This is a genomic window from Pseudorhizobium tarimense (genome assembly GCF_022968135.1).
Lineage (GTDB): Bacteria > Pseudomonadota > Alphaproteobacteria > Rhizobiales > Rhizobiaceae > Neorhizobium > Neorhizobium tarimense.
Genome location: NZ_JALJRA010000012.1, coordinates 1 through 24,279, shown reverse-complemented (window position 1 = coordinate 24,279; position 24,279 = coordinate 1). Strand labels below are relative to the sequence as shown.

The window sequence follows — 24,279 nt, the reverse complement described above, 5'->3', positions numbered from 1 at the left end:
CTGCGGACGGCAGAGAGGCCCCTGGCGCCGACGATATTCTAGCGCGGCCAGACGAACCCGATCTTCTGCAATGCAGTCCCCCCGAAGTCTTCCATGCCTTCGACCATGTCGAGCCCGCCGTGGCGGCGGAAGAAGCGGGAGGCGTGCTCGCTGTCCTCGAGGCACCAGACGACGAGACCGCTGCATCCGAGAGATTTCAGAAGCCGCCGGCTCTCGCCGAACAGACGCCGGCCAAGTCCGATCCCCTGGAATTCGGGGCGCAGGTAGATCTCGTAGACCTCCCCGTCATAGGGCAGCGCCTTGGCGCGGTTGAGGCCGATGGTCGCGTAACCTGCAATACTGCCCGCAACGTCGAGCACCAGCAGCGTCGCGGGCCCCCGTGTTGCCTTGCGCCACCAGGCCTCGCCACGGCGCTCGATCATCTGCCTCAGGGGACGGTGCGGAATGAGGCCGGCATAGGTCTGCATCCACGACAGGCGATGGGCCTCCGAGATTGCACGAGCATCCTGCGGCTCTGCTGGCCGAACATCGATCGACAACGTCTTCATAACGTTACTCTGGACCCGTGTATCGGGCTGGACGAGAACATGATATTTCATCAGAACACCTTTCCCCAGCTCAGGTTCTGGCGTTCCGAGGTGTACGTTAACGTCATTTTAACCCGTCCCACAACCCTGCTCCGGCTAAAGACAAAAGAAAAACCCGGCACGATGGCCGGGTCCTTTTGGTGCAGCCTGACTAAGGTCAGCCGGCCATCTTCGCCTTTTCGAAGCGCTTGCGCTCGTTCGGGTCGAGGTAAAGCTTGCGCAGTCGGATCGACTTCGGCGTCACCTCCACCAGCTCGTCGTCCTGGATCCAAGACAGCGCCCGCTCCAGCGTGAACTTGATCGGCGGCGTGAGCTTTACGGCCTCGTCCTTGCCGGCGGCGCGGATGTTGGTGAGCTTCTTGCCCTTCAGCACGTTCACGTCGAGATCGTTGTCTCGGCTGTGGATGCCGATGATCATGCCTTCATAGACCTTCTCGCCCGCGTCGATGATCATTGGACCGCGGTCTTCGAGGTTGAAGAGGGCATAGGCAACGGCTTCGCCAGACTCGTTGGACAAGAGCACGCCGTTGACGCGGCCGCCGATCTCACCCTTGTAGGGCTGGTATTCGTGGAACAGGCGGTTCATCACCGCCGTGCCGCGCGTATCGGTCAGCAGTTCCGACTGATAGCCGATCAGGCCGCGGGTCGGCGCATAGAAGCGCAGGCGAACGCGGTTGCCGCCCGACGGGCGCAGCTCGACCATTTCGGCCTTGCGCTCGGACATCTTCTGCACGACGACGCCGGAATGCTCCTCGTCGACGTCGATCACGACTTCCTCGACGGGCTCCATCATCTGGCCCGTTTCCTCGTCCTTGTGCATGACGACGCGCGGGCGCGAGACAGCGAGTTCGAAACCTTCGCGGCGCATGTTCTCAATCAGAACGGCGAGCTGCAATTCACCGCGACCGGAGACGAAGAAGCTGTCCTTGTCGGCAGCCTCTTCGATCTTCAGCGCAACGTTGCCTTCGGCTTCCTTGAACAGTCGGTCACGGATAACGCGACTCGTCACCTTGTCGCCTTCCGTGCCGGCAAGCGGGCTGTCGTTGACGATGAACGACATGGTGACCGTCGGCGGGTCGATCGGCTGCGCAGCCATGGGTTCGGTAACGGAGGGATCACAGAACGTGTCGGCAACAGTACCCTTCGAAAGACCGGCGATGGCAACTATGTCGCCGGCATGCGCTTCTTCGATCGGCTGACGCTCGATGCCGCGGAAGGCGAGGATCTTGGAGATACGCCCGTTCTCGATCAGCTTTCCGTCTTGTCCGATGACCTTCACCGCCTGGTTCGGCTTGATCGAACCGGAGGCGATGCGGCCGGTGATGATGCGGCCGAGGAAGTTGTTGGCTTCCAGAATGGTCCCGATCATGCGGAACGGGCCCTCTTCGACGGTAGGCTCGGGGACATGCTTGAGGACGAGGTCGAGCAGCGGCGCCATGCCTTCGTCCTGCGGGCCTTCCGGATTGACGTTCATCCAGCCATTGCGGCCCGAGCCGTAGAGGATCGGGAAGTCAAGCTGCTCGTCGGTCGCGTCGAGGTTGGCAAAGAGGTCGAACACCTCGTTGAGAACTTCCTCGTGGCGGCCGTCCGGACGGTCGATCTTGTTGATTGCGACGATCGGCTTCAGGCCTACCTTGAGCGCCTTTCCCACCACGAACTTGGTCTGCGGCATCGGGCCTTCGGATGCGTCCACGAGAACAATTGCACCGTCCACCATCGACAGAATGCGCTCGACTTCGCCACCGAAGTCGGCGTGGCCGGGCGTGTCGACGATGTTGATGCGGTGACCCTTCCACTCGATGGAGGTCGCCTTGGCAAGGATCGTGATGCCGCGCTCTTTTTCGATGTCGTTGGAATCCATCACGCGTTCCATGACGCGCTGGTTTTCGCGGAAGGTGCCCGACTGTTTCAGAAGCTCGTCGACAAGGGTCGTTTTCCCATGGTCAACGTGCGCGATGATCGCGATGTTGCGAAGTTTCATATTTTGGATCTCTGGTTCGGGGCGCAATACGGGAGGAGGCGCCAATCTACTGTTGGCGCGCTCATACCCTGTTTTTCGCATTTGCGAAAGGGGGCGCGGGAAAGCTTGCCGAATGGCAGCTATGCGCTCGCCATCACGCGTCACTGCCGGAAAGTTCTTCCACCATCGCGAGACCCTTCTTCTTCAGCATGGCTTCCGGATCGGGCAGCTTTCCGCGGAAGGCCTTATAGGCGTCCTCCGGATCGATGGAGCCGCCGACGGAGTAGATGTTGTTCTTCAGCTTGCGCGCCATCACCGGATCGAAGGGGCTGCCCGTTTCCTCGAAGGCGGCGAACGCATCGGCGTCGAGAACCTCGGACCACATGTAGGAATAATAGCCGGCCGAATAGCCGTCGCCGGAGAAGACATGCTGGAAATGCGGGATCGCATGGCGCATCACGATGGACTGCGGCATGCGGATCTCGCTCAGCACCTGCGCCTGCACCTTCATGGGCTCCTCCACTGCTCCACGGGTGTGGAAGGCCATGTCGACCATCGCGGAAGAGGTGAACTCCACCGTGGCAAAGCCGGCGTTGAAGCTTCGCGCCGCCAGAACCTTGTCCAGCAGGGCCTTCGGCATCGGCTTGCCGGTCTCGTAGTGGACCGCGTATTTCTCGAGGATCTCCGGCACCGTCAGCCAGTGCTCGTAGAGCTGCGAGGGCAGTTCGACAAAGTCGCGGGCGACACCTGTGCCGGATACGGACGGATAGGTGACGTTAGACAGCATGCCATGGAGAGCGTGCCCGAACTCATGGAAGAGCGTACGCGCGTCGTCGAGCGACAACAGCGCCGGCTTGCCTGCGGCGGGCTTCGCAAAGTTGCAGACATTGTAGATGATCGGGATCTCGCCTTGCCGGCCGTTCTTCAGCGGCAGCTTGTGCTGCGACTGGAACGAGCTCATCCAGGCGCCGGAGCGCTTGGAGGAGCGGGCGAAGTAGTCGCCGAGGAAAAGCGCCTTGAGGTTGTTGCCCTCGTCGCGGATCTCGAAGACCCGTACGTCCGGATGATAGACCGGCACGTCCCTTACTTCGATGGCCTGGACGCCGAAGAGCCTACCTGCCACGTCGAAGCAGGCTTCGATGATCTTTTCCAGCTGCAGGTAGGGCTTCAGCTCGGATTCGGAAAAGTTGAAGGTGCGGTGCCGCAGCTTCTCGGCGTAGAAGCGCCAGTCCCAGGGCATCACTTCGTGGTTGCCGCCCTCCTCCGCGATAAGTCCGGCCAGGCTCGCCTCCTCTTCCAGCGCCCTCTGCCGTGCCTTCTCCCAGACCGTCATCAGCAGTTGGTTCACCGCCTCCGGCGTCTTTGCCATCGTGTTGTCGAGCTTGAAGGCGGCAAAGCTGTCATAGCCGAGCAACTGGGCTCGCTCGGCGCGCAGTGCCAGCGTTTCCTTCACGATCGCAAGATTGTCCGTCGTGCCGCCGTTCGCGCCACGTGCGGTCCAGGCGGTGAACGCCTGCTCGCGCAGGTCCCGGCGCTCGGAAAAGGTCAGGAAAGGCTCGATGATCGAGCGCGACAGCGTCACGACATAGCCGTCCTCGTGCCCGCGATCCCGTGCGGCCGAGGCCATTGCATCCCGCAGGAAGGAAGGAAGGCCGGCAAGATCAGCCGCCTCCGAGAGAGGAAGTTCCCAGTTCTTCTCGTCGGCGAGCACGTTCTGCCCGAACTGCGCACCAAGGCCTGCGAGCTTCTCGTTGATTGCGGCAAGCCGTTCCTGTTCCGGCTTCGCCAGCTTGGCGCCGGTGCGCACGAAACCCTTCCAGTGGCGCTCGAGAACCCGCTTCTCCTCGACCGAAAGGCCGAGCTTGTCACGCTTCTCCCAGAGATCATCGACCCGCTTGAACAGCGCCTCGTTCATCGCAATCTTCGAATAGTGCCGCGACATCTTTGGCGCGATGTCCCGCTCCAGTGCCTGGATCACTTCGTTGGTATGCGCTCCCGCCTTGTTCCAGAACAGCGCCGAGATCCGCGACAGCTCGTCGCCCGCAATCTCCAGCGCAACGATCGTGTTTTCCATCGTTGGCTCACGCGGGTCGCAGGCGATGTCGTTGATTTCCGCGTCGTGCTTGGCCATCGCCGCGTCGAAGGCGCCGGCAAAATCCTCGTCCCTCACGAGGTCGAAGCGCGGCAGACCCGCATGCCCGGTCCAATCGATCAGGGCAGGGTTGATGTGAAGCTGCGGCATGCAAGGATCCTTCGTGATGATGGGCGCCGGGACGCGCTCCGAATTGGCGGTCATCTTTATCTGGGAAGTTAGCCGATCCGTGCAACCAGCCAAGCCGAAATCGGCGCATCCTCGACACGGGCCTCGGCTGCACATCTTGCCTGACGCTCGAAAGGGAGTATCTCTCCCTCAACCGTTCGCCTGCAGCACCGCTTGCACCCGGACTAGACGAAGCTCCTCAGGCAAGCTTGCCTTCGCCGCCCTGGCAGATGATGAAAGCCGACAACCTCCTTCCGACACCGATGATGACCGCGCGCCGGACCTCGCTGCTTGGCGCACTCCTGACGGCGCTTGGTCCCGTTTCCATGGCGATCTACACCCCGGCCATGCCGGAGCTCGTGCAAGCCTTCTCGACCACCGAGAGCGCAATCAAGATGTCGCTTTCGCTCTACTTCGCCGGCTTTGCCGTTGCGCAGCTTCTCGCTGGGCCGGCCTCTGACGCGTTCGGGCGCAAGGCTTCCACCATCGGCTTCCTGCTGATCTACCTCCTCGGCTCGGTCATCGCCGCCATGGCACCGAGCATCGAGCTGATCCTGGCCGGCCGCCTCATCCAGGGCATCGGCGCCTCGGTCGGCATCACGGTCGCGCGTGCGGTGGTTCGAGACCAGTTCGTCGGCAAGGAGGCCGCGAGCATCATGAACCTGATCGCCATCATGCTGACGGTGGCGCCGGCGCTCGGGCCGACGCTCGGCGGCCTTTCGCTTGCCGCCTTCGGCTGGAAGTCGGTCTTCCTGCTGATGCTCGGCTTCGGCGTGATCTCCATCGGCAGCGTCGCCCTGTTCCTCAGCGAGACGACGACGCCGGATCGCACACGCCTTCGCCCGGCCAGGCTGGTCAGCGGCTACGCGGAAGTCCTGTCCAATCCCCGCTTCGCTCTCGCCTCGCTTGTCATCGGCGGCTCGATCGGAGCGCTGTATGCACAGTCCACCATGCTGCCCTTCGTTCTGATCGGCGAGGTGGGCCTGACGCCGACGCAGTTCGGACTTGGCATGCTGGTCCAGACCGGCTCCTACCTCGCGGGCTCGCTCGTGCTGCGCAGGGTTTCGCATTGGATCTCGGGCCACCGCGCCGTCGTCATCGGCCTCTGCTTTTCGGCAACGGGCGGCGTCGTCATGGCACTGTCGGTCGCGCTCCTGCCGGCGAGCTTTCTTTCGATCATGCTCCCCGTCGGCATCTGCACCTTCGGCATCGCCTTCGTCAGCCCGCACATCATCACGGTCGGCATGGCGCCGTTCCCGCATATCGCCGGCTCCGCCTCGGCGATGATGGGGTTTATCCAGATGGGTTGCGGCTTTCTCGGCGGCCTCGCTGCAGCCCTCATCGGGGCGCCACTGCTGTCCTTTGGCACGGTGATCCCCTTCATGGAGTTCATGGCCGTCGGCAGCTACCTCGCTTACTTGGCGCTCGAACGGCGGGCATGAAAAACCCGCCCTCGCGGCAACGAGAGCGGGTTCAAAATTCTACGAGCCTGGATCAGCCCTTCAGGTTGCGCTTGCCGAGTGTGCGCAGGCGCAGCGCGTTCAGCTTGATGAAGCCTGCCGCATCCTTCTGGTCATAGGCGCCCTGATCGTCCTCAAAGGTGACCAGCTGGTCGGAATAAAGCGACTTCTCCGAGTCACGGCCGATGACCATGACATTTCCCTTGTAGAGCTTCAGCGTCACTTCGCCCTCGACATGCTCCTGGCTCTTGTCGATGAGAGCCTGCAGCATCTCGCGCTCCGGCGAGAACCAGAAGCCGTAGTAGATCAGCTCCGCATAACGCGGCATCAGCTCGTCCTTGAGGTGCGCGGCACCGCGGTCAAGCGTGATCGACTCGATCGCGCGGTGAGCTGCGAGCAGTATCGTGCCGCCGGGCGTCTCGTAGACGCCGCGGCTCTTCATGCCGACGAAGCGGTTTTCGACGAGGTCCAGACGGCCGATGCCGTTGTCGCGGCCATAGTCGTTGAGCTTGGCGAGCAGCGTCGCAGGTGACAGGCGCTCGCCATTGATCGAGACGGCATCACCCTTTTCAAAGCCGATCTTGATGACGGTCGCCTTGTCAGGGGCCGCTTCCGGTGAGAGCGTGCGCATGTGCACGTATTCCGGCGCTTCCTGGGCCGGATCTTCCAGAACCTTACCCTCGGAAGAAGAGTGAAGCAGGTTGGCGTCGACGGAGAACGGCGCTTCGCCCTTCTTGTCTTTGGCAACCGGGATCTGGTGCTGTTCGGCGAAGTTCAGGAGGTCCGTGCGGCTCTTGAACGCCCAGTCGCGCCAGGGCGCGATGATCTTGATGTCAGGGTTCAGCGCGTAGGCCGAAAGCTCGAAGCGAACCTGATCGTTGCCCTTGCCGGTCGCGCCGTGCGCGATGGCATCGGCGCCGGTCTTCTTGGCGATCTCGATCAGGTGCTTGGAGATCAGCGGACGGGCAATCGAGGTGCCGAGCAGGTAGACCCCTTCATAGACGGCATTGGCGCGGAACATCGGGAAGACGAAGTCCCGCACGAACTCCTCGCGTACGTCCTCGATGAAGATCTCCTTGATCCCCAGCATCTCGGCCTTGCGGCGCGCCGGCTCGAGCTCTTCGCCCTGGCCGAGGTCTGCGGTGAAGGTCACCACTTCGGCGCCGAGCTCCGTCTGCAGCCACTTGAGGATGATGGAGGTATCGAGACCGCCGGAATAGGCGAGGACGACTTTCTTCACGTCTTTGGGGAGTGCCATATGTCTTTGGTCCGTTCGGGATTCTGGCGCTTGCGCCAAGAGGGCTTGGGATGGGCGGCACTTTTAGCCAGTTTGCCCTGTCGTGCAAGATGTGACGCCCGATGTGGCACGCTTGTCATGTTGACGGGTTCTGATGCTGCACCAGATTCGCCGGCTGGCGAAGACGAGCAAAGCAGAGCGCCCATGGCCGACATTCATCCCGCCTTCAAGGAGGGCAATGTTGCCGTCGTCACCGGCGCCGCCTCCGGTATCGGCCTCGCCGCCGCGAAGCGTTTCGCCGAACTGGGCATGTGCGTGGTGCTGGCCGACCTGGAAGGCGATGCGTTGGTGAACGCCTGCCGCGAGGTCGCAGCCATTGCCGAAGGGGGCGAGGCGGACGTCACCCCGATCGGCACCGACGTCTGGCAGCCGGGCGAGCTGGTGTCCCTGGAGCGGGTGGTGGCATCCCGACCACGCGCAAGCCTCGAAGGATTTCATCGCGAAACGAAGCTAGCGGCAGCGCCGATTGGCAGCGGCGGGAAAGCGGGATAAGGAAGGGCTTCAACAGACCGTTTTTCCGAGCGCCCCATGGACTTCCTGCCGAGCCTCCCGACGCTACTCGCCTTCACGGCGGCCAGCCTGCTGTTGGCGGTCACGCCCGGTCCCGACATGACCCTGTCGATCAGCCGCGCGCTGGCGCAGGGCCGCGGGCCAGCGCTTTTCGTCGTGGTCGGAACCTCGACGGGCATCCTAATCCATACTCTTCTGGTTGCCTTCGGCATCTCGGCGCTGATCACGGCCTCGCCAACCGCCTTCTTCATCCTGAAGACAGGCGGCGCCGGCTATCTCCTCTGGCTGGCCATCCAGGCGGTGCGATCCGGATCCAATCTGTCGGTGGAGCGGGTGGACGGACAAAAGGCATCGGCACTCGCCAACATCTCCACCGGGCTGGGGGTGAACCTGCTCAATCCCAAGGTCATCATCTTCTTCATGACCTTCCTGCCGCAGTTCGTCACCGCAAGCGATCCCGACGTCACGCAGAAGCTGATTTTTCTTGGCGTCTTCTTCATCCTCGTCGGCTCGCCGGTCAACGTCGTCGTCATCCTGCTAGCGGACAAGCTGGCGGCCTGGCTGCAGGCGAACCCGAAGGTTCTGCGCGGCATAGACTACGCCTTTGCCGGCGTCTTCTCCGTCTTCGCCTTCAAGATCTTCATGACCCAGGCACGCTGACCCTCAGGCGAGGTCCAGCCCCATCTGCCAGAAGTCAGCCTCGAGCCGCGTCGCATCGCGGAATACAACAGAGAGACGGTCGAATCGGGTTTGGTCTACCTGCGAGAGCCGCCGGTTGAGCCACTCCAGTTCCGATCTCACGAGCTCTTGGTACTCGTCACCGGCATACATCTCGATCCAGTCCTGGTAGGGGTTGCCTGTCGTATTCGTGAACGGCTGACGCTCGATCCAGCTGGCGATCTCGCCATAGCCGATGATGCAGGGCGCCAAAGCCACATGCAAGTCGAGAAGATCGCCGCTCATGCCGGCGTCGAGGACGTAGCGCGTATAGGCGAGCGTCGCCCGCGATTCCTCCAGCCCCGCCAGCTCGGTCTCGCTGATGCCCCAGTCGGCGCAATAGCGCACATGCAGCCCCATCTCGACGTCGACGATCGCCTTCAGCGCCTCCAGCCCCTGGCGGATTTCGCAAAGGTCGCGGCTCTTGTAGACGGCGAGCCCCCAGGCGCGGGCAAACTGGATGAGGAACAGATAGTCCTGCTTGAGGTAGTGCCGGAACGCCGTTTGCGGCAGAGTCCCTTCCGCAAGCTCACGCACGAAGCTGTGCTCGCAGTAACGCTGCCAGTCCCCGGCACTGCGATGCTTCAAAAGCTCGAACGGTGTCGTCATGTCTTCTCCAGAAAAAGGCACGCGATGCCTCAGGCACTCAGCCGATCAGAAGCGCGTCATCGTCCAGCGTCTCGCCGCGCATCTTCCGGAACATCGCGATGAGATCCTCGACCTGAAGATCCTTGCGGTTGTCGCCGCTCACATCGAGCACGATCTCGCCGCCATGCAGCATGATCGTGCGATGGCCGAAATCGAGCGCCTGGCGCATGGAGTGGGTCACCATCAGCGTCGTCAGCTTCCGCTCGGAAACGACGCGCTGAGTGAGCTTCATGATGAATTCCGCCATGCCGGGATCGAGTGCCGCCGTGTGCTCGTCGAGCAGCAGCACCTCCGACCCCGCCAGCGTCGCCATCACCAGCGAAACCGCCTGCCGCTGTCCACCGGAGAGCAGGTCCATGCGGTCCTTCATCCGGTTCTCGAGGCCAAGGTTGAGTTCTGCAATGCGGTCGCGAAACAGCGCGCGCCGCTGCAGCCCGAGTGCGGCTGCAAGCCCGCGCCTTTCGCCGCGCCTCGCCGCCAGCGCCAGGTTCTCTTCGATCGATAGTGCTCCACAGCTTCCGGTCAGCGGATCCTGGAAGACGCGCGCCACGAGGCCCGCTCGCGCCGCCGTCGGCTTGCGGGTCACGTCAGCCGTCCCGATCGTCACCTGCCCTTCCGTCGGCAACACGTCGCCTGCCAGAACGCCAAGGAGTGTCGATTTGCCGGCTCCATTGGAGCCGATCACGGTAACGAAGGAGCCCTCTTCGATCGTGAGTTCGACGCCCTTGAGCGCCTCCTTCTGAAGCGGCGTTCCTCTGCCAAAGGTGACGTGGATGTTCTTCAGATTGATCAAGACGTCGCTCCTCCACGGCGCAGGCGCGGCAGGACGAGCGCCACCGCAACCAGGACCGCCGTCACGAGGTTGAGGTCCGAAGCCTTCAGTCCCAACACGTCCGTCGACAAAGCGACCTGGATCGCAACGCGATAAAGAATGGAGCCGACGACGCAGCCGATCAGCGCCAGCAGGATGCCGCGCGCGCCGAACAGCGTCTCGCCAATGATAACGGCCGCAAGGCCGACCACAATCGTGCCGACGCCCGAAGTCACGTCGGCAAAACCGTTCGTCTGCGCGAACAGCGCGCCGCCAAGCGCCACCAGCGCGTTCGACAGCGCCAGTCCCAGATAGATCTGCCAGCGCGTGTCGACCCCCTGCGCCCGCGCCATGCGCGGATTGGCGCCCGTGGCGCGCATGGCGAGGCCCGCATCGCTCTCCAGGAACCGCCAGACGAAGACGACCGCGAGGATCACGAGCACGCCGACGAAGAGCGGGCGGACATAGACTTCCCGCAGGCCCAAGCCGAAAAAGGGGCTCAGCATCGTGTCGGCGTTTATCAGCGCGACGTTCGGCTTGCCCATCACCCTGAGGTTCACCGAAAACAGCGCGATCATCGTCAGGATGGACGCGAGCAGGTTGAGTATCCGGAACCGCACATTGAGAAAGGCGGTCACGAGGCCCGCCCCGCCGCCCGCCAGCATGGCGACCGCCGCTGCCAGCCAGGCATTGACGCCACTGGTAATCAGGACGGCCGTGACCGCTGCGCCGAGCGGGAACGAGCCGTCCACCGTCAGGTCGGGGAAGTCGAGCACGCGGAAGGCGAGAAAGACGCCGACGGCGACGAACGCAAAAACGAGACCGAGCTCGACCGCGCCCCAGAAGGCGATTTGACTGAGCACCTTTGCTCTCCCCTCTGACCGCCGCAAAGGGCGGCTGGCCTTCATAGCTCGGCGCCCGCTACGTCAGGCATCCAGCTGCTTAGGTTCTGTTACTCGACGACGCGGGTCGCCCGCGACAGCACCGATTCCGGGAAAGTCACGCCCATCTTCTCGGCTGCCGACTTGTTGATCAAGAGGTCGGTGCCGGTGGCGACGGAAACGGGGATGTCGCCCGGTGCCTCACCCTTCAGCACCCGCACCACGACCTCGCCCGTCTGGTTGCCGACGTCGAAATAGTTGAAGCCGAGTGCGGCCACCGCGCCGCGCGCAACCGAATCCGTGTCCCCGGCGTAAAGCGGCAGCTTGGCTTCCTCTGCCACGCCCACAGCCGCCTCGAAGGCAGACACGATGGTGTTGTCGGTGGGGATGTAGATGACATCGGCGCGTCCGACGAGCGCGCGGGCGGCACCCTGGACCTCGGCGGACTTCGTCGCAACCGACTCGATGACCTCCAGGCCCGCTTTCGCGGCTTCTTCCTTGAGAGCGGCGAGCGTCGACACCGAATTGGCTTCCGCCGTGTTGTAGATGAAGCCGATGGACTTTGCCTCCGGCGTGATCTCCTTGATCAGCGCCACATGGTCGGCAACCGGCGACATGTCGGAAATGCCCGTGACGTTTCCGCCCGGCGCCTTCATGTCCTTGACCAGCTGCCCGCCAACGGGATCGGAGACGGCCGTGAAGACCACAGGAATGTCGCGCGTCGCAGAAACGACCGCCTGCGCAGAGGGCGTGGAGATGGGCACGATCACTGTCGGCTCCTCGCCGACGAACTGGCGCGCGATCTGCGCCGCCGTGCCGGGATTGCCTTGAGCGGATTCGTACAGGAAGGTTAGGTTTTCTCCTTCCTTGTATCCGGCTTCGGCAAGCTTTTCCTTGATGCCGTCACGGACGGCGTCGAGCGCAGGATGCTCGACGATCGCCGTCACCGCAACCGTTGCCTCCTGGGCCTTTGCCGGCTGCAGCATGATGGTCGCCGCCGCAAGAGCGAGAATGAAAGCGCGCATGATCTCCTCCAGATGATGGTGTCTCACGCGCTTCTTATGGACCCGGACGAAAGAGATCAACAGAATCTCTGTATCCGCCGCCGATCAGTCGTCCTCGCCGTGGCCCGCGATCATCATCGCCTCGAAGGCGAGCCGCTCGGTCTTGCGCATCCGTTCCGACTCCGACTTCAGCTGTCCGCAGGCCGCCAGAATGTCGCGGCCGCGCGGCGTACGGATCGGCGAGGCGTAGCCTGACTGGTTGATGAAGTCGGCGAACTTCTCGATCGTCGCCCAGTCGGAGCACTGGTAGTTGGTGCCGGGCCACGGGTTGAACGGGATCAGGTTGATCTTTGCCGGCACGCCCTTCAGGACCTTCACTAGCTCCTTGGCGTCCTCTAGGCTGTCGTTGACGTCCTTCAGCATCACGTATTCGAAGGTGATACGGCGCGCATTCGAAAGGCCTGGATAGGCACGGCAGGCCTCGATCAGCTCCTTCAGCGGGTACTTCTTGTTGATCGGCACCAGCATGTCGCGCAGCTCGTCGCGCACCGCATGCAGCGAGATCGCCAGCATCACGCCGATCTCCTCGCCGGTGCGGTAGATTTCCGGCACGACGCCGGAGGTAGAGAGGGTCACGCGGCGCTTCGAGAGCGAAAGCCCATCCCCGTCCGTCGCGATCAACAGCGCCGTCTTCACCGCTTCGAAATTATAGAGCGGCTCGCCCATCCCCATCATCACGATGTTGGTGACCTTGCGGTCGCTCGAGGGGATCATCGCCCCCTGCGGCACGTCCCGGTCTGGGAAGTCGCCGAGCCTGTCGCGCGCCAAAAGCAGCTGCGCCAGAATCTCCTCCGCTGTCAGATTGCGCACAAGACGCTGGGTCCCTGTGTGGCAGAAGGAACAGGTGAGCGAACAGCCGACCTGGCTGGAAATACAAAGGGTGCCGCGGCCTTCTTCGGGAATGTAAACCGTCTCCACCTCGACCGGCCGACCGGCGCCACGCGGCGGAAAGCGCAGCAGCCACTTGCGGGTGCCGTCACTGGAGATCTGCTCCTCCACCACCTCGGGACGGGCAATGGTGAAATGCTCCTTGAGCATCTGCCGCATGTCCTTGGCGACATTCGTCATCGCGTCGAAGTCGGAGACGCCGCGGATGTAGAGCCAGTGCCACAGCTGGCTGACCCGCATGCGGACCTGCTTTTCCGGCACGCCTTTTTCCTTCAGCGCCTCGGCCATCTGCTCGCGCGTCAGCCCGATCAGCGACGGCTTGACGCCGAGAGGTTCGGGTCGCGCGACGAGCGGCGCCTTGACCGCAGGATCGAGAACGGCTTCAGAAACGGGCATCACCTTGTCCTGTTCGAACGCATGCGCCCGCCGCGGCGGAGGGCTGGTCGGGGCATGTTTTGCTTGAAGTTTGTCATGCCGGCGCTCAAGGCCGGCCGATCTTTGGCGCCGCACATAGCATCAAATCGGCGCTGCGTCACTACTCGTCAAGACGCAGGAAAGGCCGGTCGCAAGACCGGCCTTTCGAAATTCGGCTGAGGCGTGCCTACTTGCAGGACTCGATCTGCTTCAGCGCAGCCGAGATGCCGGACAGCGAATAGGCGTAGGAGGTGCTCGTACCGCGACCGGAGGTCGCTTTGACGGTCATTTCCGAGCCGCCCTTCATGGCAGCGACCAGTGCCGGCTCTTCTGCAGCATTCTCAACCCAGGCGGCCTTGTCCTTGGTGAACATCACGAAGGTCTTGCCGTCGATTGTGACGTTGACCTTGGAGTTCGACTGCAGCGGGTAGCCCATCATTGCCTGCGGTTCGTAGGAGATGTTCTGTCCCGGGCGCTGCGACACGATGAAGAAGATATCGCCATGGTCGACGTTCGCCGGCTCCTTGGCCGTCGGCACGGACAGCACATAGCAGACAGTGCCATTGGGGGACTGGTAGGAATAGGCGCCCCAGGCCTTGAACTGCTGGATGCGCGTCGGCGACTGGGCGGATGCGGCGCTGGCGGCTGCCAGCACGAATGCCAATGCGGTTGCTACGGTTTTTACAGACATGGTCTCCTGCCGCTTCTCTACTCTACGCCAAAAAGGCAAGCCTGGTCAGGCATCATCACGATTCGGTTTAATTTGACTTAATTGCGGTTACCAAACCGTCAACGGCGAGGCATTTTGAGGTCGATAGGTCTCAGGATGCCCCGGATCCACTGACTGCGGCCGAGGAACTGCTCGTCGGGTTTCACTGACATGGCGATTAGGGCAACAGTTTGTCCGCGACGCCGGTAGCCACGCCCGCACAGAAACCTCAACCGGTTGAACAACTAGGTTTTCTTGGCTGCATCCAAGTCTTCGTCGGCGGCAAGCGCCGTGTCGGCCGCCTGGTAATGACGGTCGGAAATATGCCCCTGGATTATCCTGAGCGCTGCCGCAAGCACGGCAATGTCATCGCTGAAGCCCACGAAGGCGAACACGTCCGGAAGCAGATCGAATGGCAGGACGAAATAGGCAAGCGCAGCAAGCAGCACGCCCCTGACGCGCGTTGGCGTCTTCGGGTCCATTGCACAGTAATAGGCGGCCACGAGGTCGCGGCTGAAGGGAATGTAGCTGGCCACCCGCTTCAGCTTCGGCCAGAACTTCGCCCGGACCTGCTTCTCGCGCCGGTCCTGCGTTTCCTCGTCCCCCGGCAGCAGGATCTCGCCGATCTTCACGTCGTCCATCAAGCATTCCTCATCCCTAGAACCGTCCACCAATTTGGGGCGCAAGCGGCGAGACTTCAATTGCTGCGGCTGCGAGCGGCGCGATCGATGGCTTTAGCAAGCTTGAGGTCGTGGCTGGTGAGAGCGGAAACGGCGTGCGTAGTGAGCGTGACGTCAACGCGGTTGTAGACGTTGAACCATTCGGGATGGTGGTTCAGCCGCTCTGCCGCAAGGGCGGACTCGGTCATAAAGCCGAACGCCTGGACGAAGTTGCGGAACTTGAACGTTTTCGTGATTGCCTTGCCATCCTGGCGCAACTCCCAGCCCGGAAGCTCTGCCAGAACTTGGTCGATATCTTCGGCAGCGACCCGTTCATAGGTCATGCCGCTCTCCCCCTCAGACGTAGCTTTTCATCGGCTCGACCGAGGATCTGTTGGTGCCGGCACCAACCTCCATCAACGGGAAGCCCTCTTCCGTGAGGTAGGGTCCTCCTCCGACGGATTCCTTGGAGGACATCAGGACGAAGCGGGAAACCTTGAAGGGAAGGGTGTGGAAATCGCCGCGGCCGGAAAGGTAACGAACCACGTCGTCCAGGCGACAGGCCTTGAGCCGTGCCAGCGAGACATGTGGCATGAACTTGCGAGGATCCGCCGGAAGGCCGATGCGCTGGCAGATGCGCTCTATCTCCGCCTGCAAGGCCGACATTTCCTGAGACGGAGAAACGCCCGCCCAGATCGAGTGCGGCTTCTTTGAGCCGAACGAGCCGATGCCATTGAGGCTGATCTGGAATTCCGGCCTCTCGATGCGATCCAGCCGCTCGACGATCTCGTCTGCGGTGCGGCCGTCGACGTCGCCGATGAAGCGCAGGGTGATGTGGTAGTTTTCGACGTCGATCCATCGCGCGCCCGGCAGTCCACCCCGCAAGAGGGAGAGGCTCATGGCGACATTGCGCGGAACTTCGAGGGCGGTGAAAAGTCTCGGCATTGCGAACCTCCTCGAATCTCTCGCGATTGCTAACAGCGAATCATGGGTGCCGGTTCCGCGCAAGCGGTTATTTCGTCGTCTCCCGGATCTCCCCGATAAAGCGCTCCACCGCCGGCAGCGATCGCTCAACCATAACGCCGACGCCGCGGGCGTTGGGATGCATGCCATCCTCCAGCTGCGTCCCCGCCACCGTGACGACGCCATCGAGGAAGAACGGATAGAGCGGAAGGTCGTACTTTTTCGCTAACCGCGGATAGATGTTGTTATAGCGCGTTGAATACTGGCTTCCCATGTTGGGCGGCGCCATCATGCCGACGAGCAGCACCGGGATCCCACGCTCGTTCAGGCGGCTGATGATCGCGTCGAGGTTCTTCTCTGTCTGCTCAGGCGGCACGCCGCGCAGCGCATCGTTGGCGCCGAGCTCGAGGATGACCCCACCCGCCCCGTCCGGCACCGACCAGTCGACACGGGAAAGCCCCGCGGAGGTCGTGTCTCCCGAAACACCCGCATTGGCAACGGTCACGTTGTAGCCCTTCGCCTTCAGCGCCGCCTCCAGCTGCGCCGGATAGGACTGGTTGGGGTCGAGCTGATAGCCCGCCATCAGGCTGTCGCCGAAGCCGACCAGCTGGATTTCCTCTTGCTGAGCCGTGGCGGGAGCGGTGAGGAGGCTTGTCATGACGAGGACGTGAAGGAGGATTGCTTTAAATCTCAAGGCTTGCTTCCTAGATCTTGCGCTGCCGCATGCGGCCTCGCTCCTTGCGTTCAAGCCAATATAGGAAGCTTTCGTTTGACTGAAAACATCATCGAGCTGAAGCAGGCGGATCTCACCCTTGGAAGCGCTGCGGCTTCCGTCCACGTTCTCAAGCAGATCGATCTCCAGGTCGCCAAGGGCGAAGCGGTCGGCATCGTCGGCCCCTCCGGATCCGGCAAATCAACCTTGCTCATGGTTCTGGCGGGCTTGGAGCGGCTGGACGCCGGCGAAATTCATATCGCCGGCCAGCCGCTGCATAGTTTCTCCGAGGACGCGCTTGCGGACTTCCGCGGCCGCAACATTGGAATCGTCTTTCAGTCCTTCCACCTCATTGCCAACATGACGGCGCTTGAAAACGTCGCCGTGCCGCTTGAGCTGGCAAACGTGCCGAATGCGTTCGACCTCGCCCGCCAGGAGCTTGTTGCGGTGGGGCTCGGCGAGCGGCTCAACCATTATCCTGGCCAGCTCTCGGGCGGCGAGCAACAGAGGGTGGCGATCGCCCGTGCGCTCGCCCCGTCCCCGCTCGTGTTGATCGCCGACGAACCGACCGGTAATCTCGATACGGAAACGGGCCGCCAGATCGCCGATCTTCTGTTCGCCAAGCAGGCCGAGCGCGGTATGACGATGCTGCTCGTCACGCATGACAATTCGCTGGCTGCCCGCTGCTCGCGGCAGATTCGCGTTCGTTCGGGCGAAATCGCCAGCGAGCCAGCTGAGGCTACCTCCCGCGAGGCGGTCCGGGCATGAGGTGGGGCGGCTCGCGCCTTGCGATCTGCTGGAAGCTCGCGCTGCGCGAAATGCGTGGCGGCTTGTCGGGCTTCTACATTTTCCTGGCCTGCATCGCCCTCGGGACCGGTGCCATCGCGGCGGTCAATTCGGTGTCGAGAGCGATCACGGGCGCAATCGCCAGCCAGGGTCAGGAGATCTTGGCCGGCGACATGCGCTTCGAGCTCGACAATCGCGAAGCGACTGCAGAAGAAATGGTTTTCCTAAAGAGCCTCGGGGACGTCTCCATTTCCACGAGCCTACGCTCCATGGCGCGCGTCGCTGACGGCTCCGAACAGGGGCTCGTCGAGATCAAGGCGGTGGATGATGCTTATCCGCTATACGGCATGTTCGAAGCAGACCCGGACCGGCCACTCGATGATCTCCTGAGGCCGGATGGCGATGTCTTCGGTGCCGTCGCGGCACCGCTGCTTCTCGACCGGCTGGGCATAGTGCTGGGTGACGAAGTCCTGGTCGGAAACGCGCGCCTGCGGCTGACGGGCGCCGTCGCATCCGAGCCGGACCTGGCTTCGGAGGGCTTCGGCTTCGCGCCGCGACTGCTCATGAGCCGCGAAGCGCTGGCCGCAACCGGACTGGTTCAAACCGGAAGCCTCGTGGAGCATGGCTACAAGATCAGGCTAGAGGGGGCACAGCAGCCGGCGGCCATACAGGCGCGCGCGGCATCGGAATTTCCGAATGCCGGATGGTCGATCCGCACCAGCGATCGCGCAGCACCGTCACTCACCGAGAATGTCGAGCGTTTCTCGCAGTTCTTGACCCTGGTAGGGCTGACCGCCCTGATCGTCGGCGGTGTCGGTGTTGCCAATGCCGTGCGCGCGTATCTCGATACCAAGCGGACCACGATCGCGACCTTCAAGTGCCTCGGCGCGCCCGCCGGAACCGTCACCACGATCTACCTGATCCAGATCCTGCTTCTTGCAGCCGTCGGCATCCTGATCGGCTTGGTGATCGGGACCATTGCGCCCTTCGTCGCCATCCGCTTCCTGGAAGGCGTGCTTCCGGTCCCGCGCGAGATCGCCTTCTATCCCGGAGCGCTTGCCACCGCGGCGCTGTTCGGCCTTCTGATCACCTTCGCCTTCTCCATCCTCCCACTCGGCCATTCACGTGAGGTGCCAGCGACAGCGCTGTTCCGCGAGCAGAGCTTCGAAGGCAGCGGACTGCCGTCCTGGCCCTATCAACTGGCCGCCGCAGCTGCCCTTGCAGCCCTTGCAGCGATCGCCATTCTCACGGCCGAAGATAGCTTCGTCGCCAGCATCTTCCTTGGCGCCGTTGCTTTCGCCTTCCTTCTCCTGCGCCTCGTCGCCTGGGGTATCGCCGCATTGGCGCGTCGCAGCCCTCGGGTCCATTCGCCAGCTCTGCGGTTGGCGATCGGCAACATCCATCGCCCGGGTGCCCTCACGCCGTCCGTCGTTCTGTCGCTCGGGCTCGGCCTTGCCCTTCTGGTGACGCTCGCGCTGATCGACGGCAACCTGCGTCGCCAGCTGACCGGCCGCATGGCCGAGCAGGCACCGAACTTCTTCTTCGTCGACATCCAGAGCAGCGAGCGCGACGGCTTCCTCGACATTCTCCGCCGCCATTCCCCCGACGGCACGATCAACCAAGTCCCGATGTTGCGTGGCCGGATCACCGCCCTGAACGGCGAGGATGTAAGTCGGATGGAAGTGCCGCCCGGCGGCCGCTGGGTGCTGCGCGGCGACCGCGGCATCACCTACGAGGAGACCTTGCCGGAGAATTCGAGCTTGACCAAAGGTGACTGGTGGGCGGCCGATTACGAGGGCGAACCTCTGGTTTCTTTCTCGGCGGAAGAGGGCGGCGAACTTGGCCTGGAGCTCGGGGACACCGTCACCGTCAACGTACTCGGCCGAAACATCACGGCCCGCATCGCCAACTTCCGGCAGGTGGAGTGGGAATCGCTTTCCATCAACTTCGTCATGGTGTTTTCCCCCAACACCTTCCGCGGCGCCCCCCATGCCTGGCTGGCAACGCTCAGCGATCCGGCTGCGTCGACCGCCGAGGAGGCAACCATCCTACGTGACGTGACGAACGCCTACCCGACCATCACCAGCGTCAGGGTCAAGGACGCGATCGACATCGTCGACCGGTTGATGGGCCAGCTGGCGACCGCCATTCGCGCCGCAGCTGCGGTGGCGCTGGTGGCGTCGGTACTGGTGCTCTCCGGTGCACTGGCGGCGGGCAACCGTGCCAGAACCCATGACGCCGTGATCCTGAAGACCCTGGGCGGCACGCGCAGCCTCCTGATCCGGGCCTTCAGCTACGAGTACGTGATCCTTGGTGCGGCAACCGCCGTCTTCGCGCTTGCCGCCGGCGGCATATCAGCCTGGTATATCGTGAGCCGGATCATGAACCTGCAGTCGGTCTTCCTGCCCGATGTCGCGGCGATGACGATCGTGGCGGCACTGGTCCTGACGGTCGGGATCGGCCTGATCGGCACCTGGCGCATCCTCGGGCAGAAGGCGGCGCCGGTGCTGCGGGAACTTTGAACAGCGGCGGCGTGATCACATCCGCGTCAGAATAGCCACCTGAAGGCGTAGAGGCCTTGTCGAATCGTCGCATTTGCGGTGCCGGACACTTGTACGGCGCGCGATATCACATCATATTTCAAGCAGGCTTGCTGGAGCTCCGCAGCGGCGCCTGGGATCTCGCTCCCGACACCGTACCAATTACGGAGCTTAATGAGGATACAATGGCTGACCTACACAACTACCAGAACCGTATGGCGCAAAACCGCGCGCAGACGGGCGCGATGATTGACGAGGGCCTTCGCGCCTACATGCTCAAGGTTTACAACCTTATGGCACTCGGCTTGGCAATCACCGGCGTCGCTGCTTACGGCACCTACGCTCTGGCGGTTTCCAACCCGGCCTTCGCGAACCTTCTGTTCGCATCCCCGCTCCGTTGGGTGATCATGCTCGCACCGCTCGGCATGGTCTTCTTCCTGAGCTTCCGTATTAACAAGATGAGCGTCTCGGCCGCGCAGACGACCTTCTGGGTCTATGCCGCCCTGATGGGCCTCTCCCTGTCCTCGATCTTCATCGTGTTCACCGGGCAGAGCATCGTGCAGACGTTCTTCGTGACGGCCGCCTCCTTTGGCGCGCTCTCGCTCTACGGCTACACGACGAAGAAGGACCTGTCCGGCTTCGGCACGTTCCTGATCATGGGTCTTTTCGGCCTGATCATCGCGTCGATCGTCAACATCTTCCTGCAGTCATCCGCGATGGGCTTCGCCATCTCCGTGATCGGCGTGCTGATCTTTGCTGGCCTCACCGCCTACGATACGCAGAAGATCAAGGAAATGTACTGGGAAGGCGATGAAGCCGTGATTGCTGGCCGCAAGGCCATCATGGGTGCCCTCACCCTCTACCTCGACTTTATCAACCTGTTCATGTTCCTCCTGCAGTTCATGGGCAACCGCAACGAGTAACCGTAGCAGATCTCTTGATCCAAAAGGCGGGGCTTCGGCTCCGCCTTTTTTGTTGCCGGAGCTCAAGGCGCGGACTAGGCTTCGCCAACCGCAACCAGACGCCTTCCCATGCACGTTTCCCTCCGCGCCGCCCGCCCCGCCGATCTTGCTACAATCACCGCCATCTATGCCGACAGCGTGCTCCACGGCACTGCAAGCTATGAACTCTCACCCCCAGACGAGGCGGAGATGGGTGAACGCTTCGCCGCCATCACGGCCAAGGGATATCCCTACGTCGTGGCCGAGGATGCCGAAGGCATTCTGCTCGGCTACGCCTACGCATCCGCCTTCCGGACTAGGCCGGCTTATCGATGGCTGGTGGAAGATTCGATCTATCTTGCGCCAGCGGCGCGCGGGAAGGGGATCGGCAGGGCGCTGTTGGCAGAACTCCTGCGCCGCTCCCAAGACCTCGGCTTTCGCCAGATGATCGCCGTCATCGGCGGCGCGAGCCCCGCCTCCATCGCACTCCATCGAGCGCTCGGCTTCGAATTCTCCGGCACCCTCAAGGGCACCGGCTTCAAGCACGGCCGCTGGCTCGACACGGTACTGATGCAGATCGCCCTCGGAGAAGGCACGGCATCCGAACCGGACCAGCAAAGTTATCCGGCCACGCTCTACGCACCCTAGTCAATCAGCTTCAGCGCCTTGTCAAAGACCTTCAGCACCTGCGGCAGCTCATGGCCGCGCTTGAGGATCATGCCATGCGTGTTGGAGACCGAATAGGCGCCCTGCTTGGCGGCAAGCTTGGGGATCTTCTCGATGCGGTAAAGCGGCATCTCGCCGGATCGCTTGAAGACCGAAAAGACCGCTCGGTCCTTCAGCTGGTCGATCGCGTAGTCCTTCCACTCGCCCTCGCCGACCATGCGCCCATAGATCCGCAAGATCGCGTCCAGCTCACGCCGGTGGAACATGACCGGAGCGGGATCCTTGTTTTGTCGGTATTCGGTGAGGCTGACAACCACGTTGTCCCGGTTGCTCTGGCTTCCAGGAAAATCCGGTTGATCCGTCATCACAGCTCCGTCGATGATGTCAGTGGCATGACAGTCTGCCTCAGCATGGGCAAAATGCAACCTTGAAGATCGGGAGCACCATTCGGGACGCGTTTTTATTCTCGCCCCATTTCGAACAAAACACTGCCGAAATCGAACGTGAAAGTCGCGAATGTTGATCGGCCCCTATTCGGTGCCCTTCATGATCCGGTCCGGGCGCATTGACCCTTACCCCCAGCCCCCCGATGCTTCCGGGCCGGATCTGCCTGCACGCTGCCTCAGCGCTTCGGGCGACCCGCCATCAGCACCGCGGCGCCGAGAATGGCCGCCGGCTCACCACCCGGCCCCGATGTCTGCAGCAGCACGGCACACCCGTCCTTCTTGGCCTTGCCCATGAACTTGCCCGGGATCGTCAGCTTCAGCGGCTTTCCGTCCCAGATGCCGATCGACTGCACGTCGTAGACGCTGTGCCAGTATTCCATCAGCTTCCCGGCATTCTCGCCCTTGTCCACCTCGACCTGCTGACGCTTGGTGAAATAGGCGACAATGACCTCTGCTTCGCCCTTGCCCGCGCTGATCTCGATTTCGATCTCCTTGCCGTGCATACGGGCCTTAACCGGGACGGTCAGCCCTTTCCCGGCTTTGTCCAGAGCGGCAAGTTTCGTGTTGATCAGACCAAGCTCGGCGCCCTTGACGTGGTCGCGCCCATTGATCACCGCCTGCGGCGTATAGACGCCGCTACGGCCGAGAGACTGGGCGTAGCCATACTGCCGGTCGGTGTTTTCCTTGGAGCTCAGAGTGTCGGTCCAGCCGAGATAATTCCAGTAGTCGACGTGGTAGGAAAGCGCCACCACATCGCCCTGCCGGATCAGATCTCTGAGGGCCGTATCGGCAGGCGGGCAGGACGAGCAACCTTGTGAGGTAAAAAGCTCGACCACCCCCTTCGGCATGGTGCTGTCCTCCGCGGAAGCGGTTCCCGCAAGCGACAGGGCTGCAAGAACGATGGCTCTGCGGATGATCGGGGGCATGAAAGCGGACCTCTTTGATTGCAGCCTGTTAGCCACGCTTGAGCGCGAGGATCAAGAGCTAATGCGGGGAGTTCCGGAAAGTAACTGGCGAAGAGGCTCAAGAGGAAGTCACGATGGGGTGAGGACGTGAGCCGGGCTCAGATGTGATCGGCAGGACGCAATTTCGTGATCTAGAACATCAGCTGCTGCAAGCCCTGCACGATATAGACGGCGCTGATCCCGGTGACGATCCAGCGCGTCCAGACGCGGAAGTTGGCGTCCGTCAGCCGCTGCAGGATGACGTTACCTGCCCGCGTGCCTAGGATGGCGATCGGCGCCGCAAGTGCGATCGCCACCCAGTCCGCCGCCGGCAGCAGGCTCGCCGCATTCCAGTAGAAAACGACTTTCGTGGCGTGCGAGATCAGCTGCGTGGCGGCCTTGGTGGCGATCACCTTTCGCCGGTCCATCATGGCCCGGATGAAGAAGATGTCGATGGTCGGGCCAGAGACGCCCACGCCGACAGTCAGCGCTCCGGCGATCAGCCCGCAGATCAGCGCGTGCGAGGGCTTCGACGCATCGAGATGCAGCCGCTGCACCGGTAGCCAGACGAGGATCGGCATCAGTCCGATCGCAATCGAGACAACGATGATATTCGGCTTGTAGTCGAGGAAAAGCAGCACGACCGCCGAGATGGCAAGTCCGAGGCACAGAATGCCGAGGATGCGGTAGTCGATATATGTGCGGGAGAACCAGGCGCGCGACCCGTTCGCCACCATCTGGATCACTCCGTGAACAGCAATCGCCGTCCCGAGGGGCATCAGCAACAGCAGGACCCAGAGCAGGATCAGGCCGCCGGCCATTCCGAAAACGCCAGAAAGCAGCGAGGTCAGGAAGACGGTGCATGCCATGCCCAAGAGGATGGCGACACTCAAAGATTGGCTCCAGGTGGATACGCCGAAGGGCGAATGAAAACACCCGCCGGCCAGGCCCGCGGGTGTTTGGATCAGGTCAGGCAGCGAGATCGCGAAGAACGGTCTGCAGAATGCCGCCATTGTTCATGTAGGTGACCTCGTCCAGCGTATCGATGCGGCAGAGGATGTTGATCTCCTTGACCGTGCCATCGCCGTAGGTGATCTGAGCCTTCTTCCACTCGCGCGGCTTGATCGGGCCTTCGAGGCCTTCGATCGTCACCGTCTCGTCGCCCTTGAGGTTGAGGCTCGCCCATGTCGTGCCTTCCTCCAGGACGAAGGGCACAACACCCATGCCGACGAGGTTGGAGCGGTGGATGCGCTCGAACGACTGCGCGATCACGGCCTTGACGCCCAGGAGGTTGGTGCCCTTGGCAGCCCAGTCACGCGAAGAGCCATTGCCGTATTCAACGCCGGCGAAGATGACCAGCGGCACACCTTCTTCCTTGTACTTCATGGCGGCGTCGTAGATCGACATCTCTTCCTT

General features: G+C 62.6%; 24 protein-coding genes and 1 pseudogene. 7 read left to right on the top strand and 18 right to left on the bottom strand.

Translation table 11 applies throughout. The features are described 5' to 3' along the window. Window positions 1-38: 38 nt before the first annotated feature. The 3 genes from MUU54_RS15335 to MUU54_RS15325 form a co-directional block, all read right to left on the bottom strand. Window positions 39-548 (bottom strand): GNAT family N-acetyltransferase, encoded by a 510-nt coding sequence (locus MUU54_RS15335; RefSeq protein WP_247245033.1) that lies wholly within the window; start codon window positions 546-548, stop codon window positions 39-41. Between the two features lie 196 nt (window positions 549-744). Next, complete coding sequence (gene typA / locus MUU54_RS15330; RefSeq protein ID WP_247244903.1) at window positions 745-2,568, bottom strand: translational GTPase TypA; 1,824 nt, start codon at window positions 2,566-2,568, stop codon at window positions 745-747. A gap of 133 nt (window positions 2,569-2,701) precedes the next feature. Then, window positions 2,702-4,789 (bottom strand): M3 family metallopeptidase, encoded by a 2,088-nt coding sequence (locus tag MUU54_RS15325; RefSeq protein WP_247244902.1) that lies wholly within the window; start codon window positions 4,787-4,789, stop codon window positions 2,702-2,704. A 284-nt stretch (window positions 4,790-5,073) separates the two neighbouring features. Here MUU54_RS15325 and MUU54_RS15320 point away from each other — a divergent pair, with 284 nt between their 5' ends. Further along, window positions 5,074-6,249, top strand: a complete 1,176-nt coding sequence (locus tag MUU54_RS15320; RefSeq protein WP_247245032.1) for a multidrug effflux MFS transporter — start codon at window positions 5,074-5,076, stop codon at window positions 6,247-6,249. 52 nt (window positions 6,250-6,301) lie between these two features. On the opposite strand, the gene MUU54_RS15315 is transcribed toward MUU54_RS15320, so the two are convergent. Then, entirely contained in the window at window positions 6,302-7,525 is a 1,224-nt protein-coding gene (locus tag MUU54_RS15315) for an argininosuccinate synthase (RefSeq protein ID WP_247244901.1), read from the bottom strand. Window positions 7,526-7,708: 183 nt separating this feature from the next. On the opposite strand from MUU54_RS15315, the gene MUU54_RS15310 reads away from it, so the two are divergent. Together MUU54_RS15310 and MUU54_RS15305 are read left to right on the top strand one after the other, a co-directional pair. Further along, a complete protein-coding gene (locus MUU54_RS15310) occupies window positions 7,709-8,056 on the top strand; it encodes an SDR family NAD(P)-dependent oxidoreductase (protein WP_312038834.1) in 348 nt (115 codons plus the stop codon). Window positions 8,057-8,092: 36 nt separating this feature from the next. Beyond that, the gene (locus MUU54_RS15305; protein ID WP_247244900.1) at window positions 8,093-8,734 is read left to right on the top strand and encodes a LysE family translocator; all 642 of its coding nucleotides are present in this window, start codon (window positions 8,093-8,095) and stop codon (window positions 8,732-8,734) included. 3 nt (window positions 8,735-8,737) lie between these two features. Here the strand turns inward: MUU54_RS15305 and tenA are convergent, their stop codons facing one another. From tenA to MUU54_RS15255, 10 genes are all read right to left on the bottom strand, one after another. Then, on the bottom strand, window positions 8,738-9,400 hold the full coding sequence (tenA, locus tag MUU54_RS15300) for a thiaminase II (protein ID WP_247244899.1): 663 nt from the start codon (window positions 9,398-9,400) through the stop codon (window positions 8,738-8,740). A 37-nt stretch (window positions 9,401-9,437) separates the two neighbouring features. After that, window positions 9,438-10,232, bottom strand: a complete 795-nt coding sequence (locus tag MUU54_RS15295) for an ABC transporter ATP-binding protein (RefSeq protein WP_247244898.1) — start codon at window positions 10,230-10,232, stop codon at window positions 9,438-9,440. After that, entirely contained in the window at window positions 10,229-11,158 is a 930-nt protein-coding gene (locus MUU54_RS15290; RefSeq protein ID WP_376742105.1) for an ABC transporter permease, read from the bottom strand. Before MUU54_RS15290 ends, MUU54_RS15295 begins: the two co-directional genes overlap by 4 nt. 44 nt (window positions 11,159-11,202) lie before the next feature. Further along, window positions 11,203-12,156, bottom strand: coding sequence for an ABC transporter substrate-binding protein (locus MUU54_RS15285; protein ID WP_247244896.1), 954 nt, complete (start codon window positions 12,154-12,156; stop codon window positions 11,203-11,205). Window positions 12,157-12,240: 84 nt separating this feature from the next. Beyond that, a complete protein-coding gene (gene rlmN, locus MUU54_RS15280; protein ID WP_247244895.1) occupies window positions 12,241-13,479 on the bottom strand; it encodes a dual-specificity RNA methyltransferase RlmN in 1,239 nt (412 codons plus the stop codon). A gap of 205 nt (window positions 13,480-13,684) precedes the next feature. After that, on the bottom strand, window positions 13,685-14,188 hold the full coding sequence (locus tag MUU54_RS15275) for an invasion associated locus B family protein (protein ID WP_247244894.1): 504 nt from the start codon (window positions 14,186-14,188) through the stop codon (window positions 13,685-13,687). A 263-nt stretch (window positions 14,189-14,451) separates the two neighbouring features. Next, window positions 14,452-14,847 (bottom strand): YkvA family protein, encoded by a 396-nt coding sequence (locus MUU54_RS15270; RefSeq protein WP_247244893.1) that lies wholly within the window; start codon window positions 14,845-14,847, stop codon window positions 14,452-14,454. Window positions 14,848-14,903: 56 nt separating this feature from the next. Further along, complete coding sequence (locus tag MUU54_RS15265; protein WP_247244892.1) at window positions 14,904-15,209, bottom strand: 4a-hydroxytetrahydrobiopterin dehydratase; 306 nt, start codon at window positions 15,207-15,209, stop codon at window positions 14,904-14,906. Between the two features lie 13 nt (window positions 15,210-15,222). Further along, window positions 15,223-15,810: an RNA 2',3'-cyclic phosphodiesterase gene (thpR, locus tag MUU54_RS15260; protein ID WP_247244891.1), complete on the bottom strand. Its 588-nt coding sequence runs from the start codon at window positions 15,808-15,810 to the stop codon at window positions 15,223-15,225. A gap of 67 nt (window positions 15,811-15,877) precedes the next feature. Then, the gene (locus MUU54_RS15255) at window positions 15,878-16,522 is read right to left on the bottom strand and encodes an arylesterase (protein ID WP_247244890.1); all 645 of its coding nucleotides are present in this window, start codon (window positions 16,520-16,522) and stop codon (window positions 15,878-15,880) included. 75 nt (window positions 16,523-16,597) lie between these two features. Here MUU54_RS15255 and MUU54_RS15250 point away from each other — a divergent pair, with 75 nt between their 5' ends. The 4 genes from MUU54_RS15250 to MUU54_RS15235 all read left to right on the top strand — a co-directional run bounded on the left by MUU54_RS15250 (window position 16,598) and on the right by MUU54_RS15235 (window position 21,455). Then, window positions 16,598-17,308, top strand: a complete 711-nt coding sequence (locus tag MUU54_RS15250) for an ABC transporter ATP-binding protein (protein ID WP_247244889.1) — start codon at window positions 16,598-16,600, stop codon at window positions 17,306-17,308. Then, window positions 17,305-19,848 carry an ABC transporter permease gene (locus MUU54_RS15245; RefSeq protein WP_247244888.1) on the top strand — a complete coding sequence of 848 codons (2,544 nt, stop codon included), beginning with the start codon at window positions 17,305-17,307 and terminating at the stop codon, window positions 19,846-19,848. The genes MUU54_RS15250 and MUU54_RS15245 overlap by 4 nt, the downstream gene beginning before the upstream one ends. Before the next feature lie 203 nt (window positions 19,849-20,051). Beyond that, window positions 20,052-20,789, top strand: coding sequence for a Bax inhibitor-1/YccA family protein (locus tag MUU54_RS15240; RefSeq protein WP_247244886.1), 738 nt, complete (start codon window positions 20,052-20,054; stop codon window positions 20,787-20,789). A gap of 108 nt (window positions 20,790-20,897) precedes the next feature. Further along, on the top strand, window positions 20,898-21,455 hold the full coding sequence (locus tag MUU54_RS15235) for a GNAT family N-acetyltransferase (RefSeq protein ID WP_247244884.1): 558 nt from the start codon (window positions 20,898-20,900) through the stop codon (window positions 21,453-21,455). Here the strand turns inward: MUU54_RS15235 and MUU54_RS15230 are convergent. The 4 genes and pseudogenes from MUU54_RS15230 to MUU54_RS15215 all read right to left on the bottom strand — a co-directional run. Next, window positions 21,452-21,838, bottom strand: a complete 387-nt coding sequence (locus MUU54_RS15230) for a DUF2794 domain-containing protein (RefSeq protein WP_247244882.1) — start codon at window positions 21,836-21,838, stop codon at window positions 21,452-21,454. The genes MUU54_RS15235 and MUU54_RS15230 overlap by 4 nt on opposite strands. Before the next feature lie 257 nt (window positions 21,839-22,095). Next, entirely contained in the window at window positions 22,096-22,845 is a 750-nt protein-coding gene (locus MUU54_RS15225) for a DUF1223 domain-containing protein (protein WP_247244880.1), read from the bottom strand. A 170-nt stretch (window positions 22,846-23,015) separates the two neighbouring features. Beyond that, window positions 23,016-23,756, bottom strand: coding sequence for a TSUP family transporter (locus MUU54_RS15220; protein WP_247244878.1), 741 nt, complete (start codon window positions 23,754-23,756; stop codon window positions 23,016-23,018). Window positions 23,757-23,832: 76 nt separating this feature from the next. Continuing rightward, window positions 23,833-24,279, bottom strand: a pseudogene (locus MUU54_RS15215) (aconitate hydratase); the annotation flags it as partial.